Consider the following 5772-nt stretch of genomic DNA (forward strand, 5'->3'; position numbering starts at 1 on the left):
CTCTTCCGATCTCGACCAGACGCTGCTTCACGAAGATAAATCATTGTCTCAAAAAACCATAGACGCCTTCGCTAAACTGCCGCCGGAAACGGAAATTGTCGTGGCGACCGGCCGGGCGATCATACGGACTCAGCGCTATGCCGATCTGATTCACGCCCGTTCGATGATCTGCACCAATGGTTCGATCGTCTATCATCAAGGCGAGGTCATTCACCGCACGGAAATTGACAATCAGAAAGTAATCGATCTGATTCAAGTTGTCCGGAAAATCGAGCCGGTGCATATTACGCTGTTCTATCCGACGCAAGGGTATACGACCAACGAGTATTACATCAACAAAGGCGAATCGCTGCGGCTGGATCTTGATCATTTTGAAACGCATGAGATCCAGAAAATCTTCATCGTAACGTCCAATCACGCGGCAGTTGAGGCGATTGACTTTTCCAGTTATGGCATGAAAGCCGTTCCGTTAACCGAAAATCCGGACATCTTTGTCATTACAGCAGATCAGGTCAATAAAGGCAGTGCGCTGCGGGCGCTATGTGATCATCTGGGGCTGGATTTGAGCGAGGTTGTCGCCTTTGGGGATGATTACAACGATCTGGAAATGCTTCAAGAAGCGGGCTGCGGCGTCGCGATGGCCAATGCCGTTGGGGAAATCTCAGCGTCTGCCGATCAGCACACACTGAGCAATGAAGATGACGGCGTTGCCTGGTGGTTAGAAAAACACCTCGCCGATTTTCAATAACGAATACCGCCGGGATTTTCGTTAACTCTTAACGGCCCAACCAAATCTCATTCGATCAAAACAGCCGCGGCCGGATTTCTCCAGACCGCGGCTGTTTGTATTCTCAGACGCGCTGCGTCTTTATTTTGCCTGAAGCTCTTTGCGCATGGCGGAATAGCCAATCCACACCGTCCACACATAAGCGCAGGTCTTCGGAATCATCAACATTCCAATTAACGGAAGGGTATCCGCCCACAGCACAACCGGAATATAAAAGCCGAAACTGAGAATGATCGTCAGGCTCATGAAGCGAAACGCCGCGTCGTGATGCTCCTTTGTGCTTTGATAAAACAACACGATGATCAACAATCCCAGTAAAGCGAATGGGATGTTGCGGTAAATTCCCCAGGATAGCGGAGCGTTGGCGCTGGTCCAGCCATTCTGCGGGAACAGACACAGCGCGATCCGCAGCGCCGCCAACAGATAGACAATCCTGGTCAGTCCCTGCTTTCCCCTCACCTGATACCGCTGACGCCAGACATAATACAATAAAACATAGAAAATCGTCATCGTGATGGACGTGATGAATTTTCCAATTCCCAACGCGAACGTATAATTTTCCAATCCCGTCGTACACAACGCAAGCGCCCGGGGCACAAGATGGAATGCATCCCCTGCGCCTAAGGTCACCGCCATGATGCCGAACAAAACATACTGACGATGCCCGCGCCCGGCGCGGATCATGATCAGTCCGAGCGTGATCACCGTACAAAGATAAACGATGTCGAATACAGTTTCAACAATAGCCTGCATAACTTTCCCTCCTTTTATGAACATTGTTCATTATAGTCGTCAAGATCGCTTCTGTCAACACTTTTACGGCTTTTTCATCCCTTTCTTTTTTTGTTCATTTTGAGCGTCAGCGTTGACTTTCAGGCTTCTTCTTCCTATAATGAACATAGTTCATATCATGAAAGGAGGATTTCTTTGCCTAAACTCTTGCCGAATTTAAGGCAGACTTTAATCGAAAAAGCAATCGAGCTGTCGCGCACCGGCGGCTTAAGCGGATTAAAGCTGCGTGATTTAGCCCGCGAATGCAATATCGCGTTAGGCACATTGTATAACTATTATCCGACGAAAGACAGTCTGGTTCTGGACGTGGTCCAGCAGTTCTGGCAAAATTGTTTTCACCAGAAGACGTTTCCCGAGGGCGACGTTTTAGTCAAGCTGGACTGGCTTTATTCCACAATGAAGGAAAGTGTCGACGAATTCTCGGCAGAATTTCTGCATGCCGCCTCCGGGTTATCTCCTGCGGCTTTAGAAGAAGCCAAGAGCCGGGAACTGCACGCCCAGAAACATCTGACCCATCAGTTGGCCTTAGCGCTCAAGAACAGCTTTCCTGATGAAACTGACGATCAGCTCAACGAGCGGGCAGCTTTCCTGTTTTACAGCCTGCTGGGTTGTCTGGAAAACCGCGGTTACTGCTATGCTTCGCTGCGGGACTGGCTAAAAGTCGTCCTGGCGTCAGCTGAACAAACTCAAAACCAATAAAAAAGAAAGGAAATTCATTGAATGAAAAAACTGATCAATACCGCTTTTATCTATGCCCTGGCCGCCATGGCCGCCGGCGTCTTCTACCGCGAAGTTACGCGGATGCTCAATTATACAGGCCGGACTTATCTGTCGCTGGCTCATGGCCATCTGTTTCTGTTAGGCGTCTTATTTTTCCTGATCGTCGCGCTGTTAAGCAAGTTCATTGATTTCACCGAAACTGCTTCTTTCCGCAAGGCATTCATCGTTTATAACGTCGGCCTGATCTGGACTGTCGCCTTGTTCTTAGTTCACGGTTGGATGGAAGTGCAGGGAATGGCAGTCGGCGCCATGATCGCCGGGATCGCCGGTTTAGGCCATATTTTATGGGGCGTCGGGTTAGTCTGGATCCTGAATCTGATCCGTTCCCGCGCTTAATTGACACTTAAGAAGCGCTGCTCTTTCGCTTTGGCGGTGATCTTCGGCTATTCAGCTTCTCGTTCAGATTCTCCCGGAATTGAAAACAAAGCCTGATCCCGCCGGTGCGCAAAAGAGCGCACAAATTAATAAAGAACTTGACTGGAAAGTAGTCAAGTTCTTTTACTTTGGATTAGACAGCGCAATTCACCCGGAATTACATTACCAGCCGGATTTTTCCCGATTCAGCGGTTCATTCTTGTCTTTATGCCTGATTCAGGATTTCCGTCAGCGTCGTATACAGCTGGCTGACGTCGATCGGCTTGGCAATGTGGGCGTTCATTCCCGCTTCCTTGGCCCGCGCGATATCCTCAACAAACGCATTCGCTGTCATAGCCAGAATTGGCAGCGTTTTAGCGTTGGGATGATTCGAATTCCGGATAGCCTGAGTCGCTTCATAGCCATTCATAACCGGCATCTGGATATCCATCAGGACCAGATCAAAGTAATCCGCCTCAGAATTTAATATCTGATCCACCGCATCCTGACCATTGAGGGCATGTTCCACCTGCATATCTGCCATTCTTAAAATCTCCGTCGCAATTTCCATATTCAATTCGTTATCTTCAACCAATAAGACCCGCCGGCCGGAAAGATCATGCGGCGTAACTGTCTTGGGTAAGTCCAGAGCCGGTGCGGACTCGAAATTCGGACGGCGCGTTACCGCCATCAGTGTATTATAAATCGTTGAGGCAAACATCGGCTTGGAAATGAACGCGTTCGCTCCCGCTTCCCGGGCCGCCTGTTCGATCGGACTCCAATCATAAGCTGAAATGATGATAATCAACGTATCCGCCCCGACAAGCTTGCGAATCTGGCGTGTCGTTTCAATGCCGTCCATATCCGGCATCTGCCAGTCGATGAAGCAGACGTCAAATTCGTCGTCCGTTCCATGCGCATCCGCAATGACCTGCACCGCGGCTTCGCCCGTCAGAACCCACTTTGCCTGAATTCCCATTTTTTCCAACAGGATCGACGTATGGATACAGGTGTCCTGATCATCGTCGACAACCAGAACGCCCAGCGTTTCCAGCTTCTGCGTCTCAGAAACGTGCGCCGAAGCTTCCATCCGATCAAACGCCAGCTCGACGATAAACGTCGTCCCTTCGTTTTCTTTACTGAAGACCTGAATGGTTCCGCCTAAAAGCGATACCAGATTCTTCGTGATCGACATTCCCAATCCCGTTCCGCCAAACCGCTGCGAAATTGATCCATCCGCCTGTTCAAACGGCATATAGAGCTTCTGTAAAAATTTCTCGTTCATGCCGATCCCCGTATCGCTGACGGTAAAGCGCAGGCGCACCTGATTGTTGCGGAAACCGATCTGCCGGACTTCCAGGCGAATCTTTCCATTTTCCGGCGTGAACTTGACGGCGTTGGACAACAGATTCAATAAAATCTGATTCACACGCATTGCGTCGCCGATAATGACTTCTTCAGTGAAATCAACGACCGTCGCTTCAAAATTCTGATTGCGGGAACGAGCCTGAGAATCAATGATCGCGGTTATGGACTGAATCAGCTGACGGAATTCAAACGGTTCGCGGCTGATCGTCAGCTTGCCTTCTTCAATTTTTGACATATCCAGCACGTCGTTGATCAGCGAAAGGAGGTGTTTGGAAGAGAACCCGATCTTTGTCAGACAATCCTCTACCCGCCGCTGATCCTGAATGTTCGCCGCGGCGATCGTCGCCATCCCGATAATCGCATTCATCGGCGTGCGAATTTCATGGCTCATCCGCGATAAAAAGTCTTTTTTCGCATCGTTGGCTTTCTGCGCCAGAGCCAGAGCGTCGCGCAGATTCTGCTGCGCCAGAAGCGCCTCAGTCTGATCGCTGATGCTGATAATATACCGTACAACCTGATCGTCAACTAAAATTGGATAAACTTTTAATAACAGCCAGCTCTCCCGTTGTCCATGGACTTCCAGCTTGAGGTTCAGCTCAGCCTGGCTGCGGAGAACGCCGGAATGAAATAATTGATAGAGTGCGGCGCTGTCCGTTTCCGAAAGCCGCGACATAAAATTATCATAGTCTTCCAACTGTTCCTCATCCAATCCCAGAATCCGCGTGCAGTTGGGACTGATATATTCCATCAGCTTGTCCTTTAAACTATAAATAAAGAAGACGTCATCGACGTTCGTGGACAGTAAATCGAACATTTTTTCCCGATCGGCGACGTCATGAACGCGGCGGCGTTCGAGATTGCGCGTCGTTTTGATACTTAATACAATAATGAAAAGGGAAAGCAGGATCGCGGTGATGATCGCCAGCGAACTTGTTCTTTTCATCTCTTTTTCAAGCGATAAAATTTTCTGATTGGCAAACGTGATAATCGTTGTCAGCGTGTCGCTGACTTCATCGTAAATCGGATAGATATTCTCATTCAAATAATCGTTAATTTCAACGTTCGTAAGGTTGGGAACCTGTTGAAGCAAGACCGCCTGCGCCTCGATCAGCGCGTTCATTTTTTCCTGCAGGCGTTCGGTATCCGCCGCTGGCCCCAAATAATTTTCGGCAATCCGATCCAGCGACTGCTGCTGCATCGTATACCGGCTGTTCAGCAGGTCTTCTGTTTCTTCAATGGAATGGAAGCTGTCCGTCAGGAAAATACTGATGAACTGTTTCATGTCCAAAAGCCGCGAACGCATTTCGCGGGAGGAATTGGAAACTGTATATGGATGATCATAAATGCGGGAAGCCGCGGCCTCCATGTTCCGTATGGAATAAATGCAACTCAATGAAAAAATAATCGAAATGACGCAAATAACCAGCGTACTGGCCACAGTTGCTTTACTGGAAGCAAAGTTAGACTTCATCTTTTTTCTCCCTTACTTGTTTGATCAGCACCTGAGGTTCATTTTAGCCTTTTTTCTAAGTGCGATGGCCGAAAATTCTTCAATCCTATTCATTATAAATTAAAATAAGAAAAAAACAATTCCATATTGAAAAAACATCTGTTTTTACGGATATTGTTAGTTTTTAAGTGAATTGAAAAAGTAAACGCAGCCTTAAGACTAAAAGGAATTGCATTTACTT

Annotated in this window: 5 protein-coding genes; 3 read left to right on the forward strand and 2 right to left on the reverse strand. The window is 48.3% G+C overall.

Going from position 1 to position 5772, the window contains the following annotated elements:
* Positions 1 to 748, forward strand: a 748-nt coding sequence (locus AC5OW4_RS14090) for an HAD family hydrolase (protein ID WP_493677114.1), incomplete at its 5' end; no start/stop codon positions are given.
* Positions 749 to 868: 120 nt separating this feature from the next.
* Here AC5OW4_RS14090 and AC5OW4_RS14095 read toward each other — a convergent pair.
* The gene (locus AC5OW4_RS14095; protein ID WP_072684639.1) at positions 869 to 1540 is read right to left on the reverse strand and encodes a hypothetical protein; all 672 of its coding nucleotides are present in this window, start codon (positions 1538 to 1540) and stop codon (positions 869 to 871) included.
* Positions 1541 to 1714: 174 nt separating this feature from the next.
* Here AC5OW4_RS14095 and AC5OW4_RS14100 point away from each other — a divergent pair, with 174 nt between their 5' ends.
* Both AC5OW4_RS14100 and AC5OW4_RS14105 read left to right on the forward strand, forming a co-directional pair.
* Positions 1715 to 2278, forward strand: a complete 564-nt coding sequence (locus tag AC5OW4_RS14100; RefSeq protein WP_159432795.1) for a TetR/AcrR family transcriptional regulator — start codon at positions 1715 to 1717, stop codon at positions 2276 to 2278.
* Between the two features lie 21 nt (positions 2279 to 2299).
* Positions 2300 to 2695 carry a DUF2871 domain-containing protein gene (locus AC5OW4_RS14105; protein ID WP_072684637.1) on the forward strand — a complete coding sequence of 132 codons (396 nt, stop codon included), beginning with the start codon at positions 2300 to 2302 and terminating at the stop codon, positions 2693 to 2695.
* A 244-nt stretch (positions 2696 to 2939) separates the two neighbouring features.
* Here AC5OW4_RS14105 and AC5OW4_RS14110 read toward each other — a convergent pair whose 3' ends face one another.
* Positions 2940 to 5363: a hybrid sensor histidine kinase/response regulator gene (locus tag AC5OW4_RS14110; RefSeq protein ID WP_234973175.1), complete on the reverse strand. Its 2424-nt coding sequence runs from the start codon at positions 5361 to 5363 to the stop codon at positions 2940 to 2942.
* Between the last annotated feature and the right edge of the window lie 409 nt (positions 5364 to 5772).

Source organism: Holdemania sp. (genome assembly GCF_986127675.1).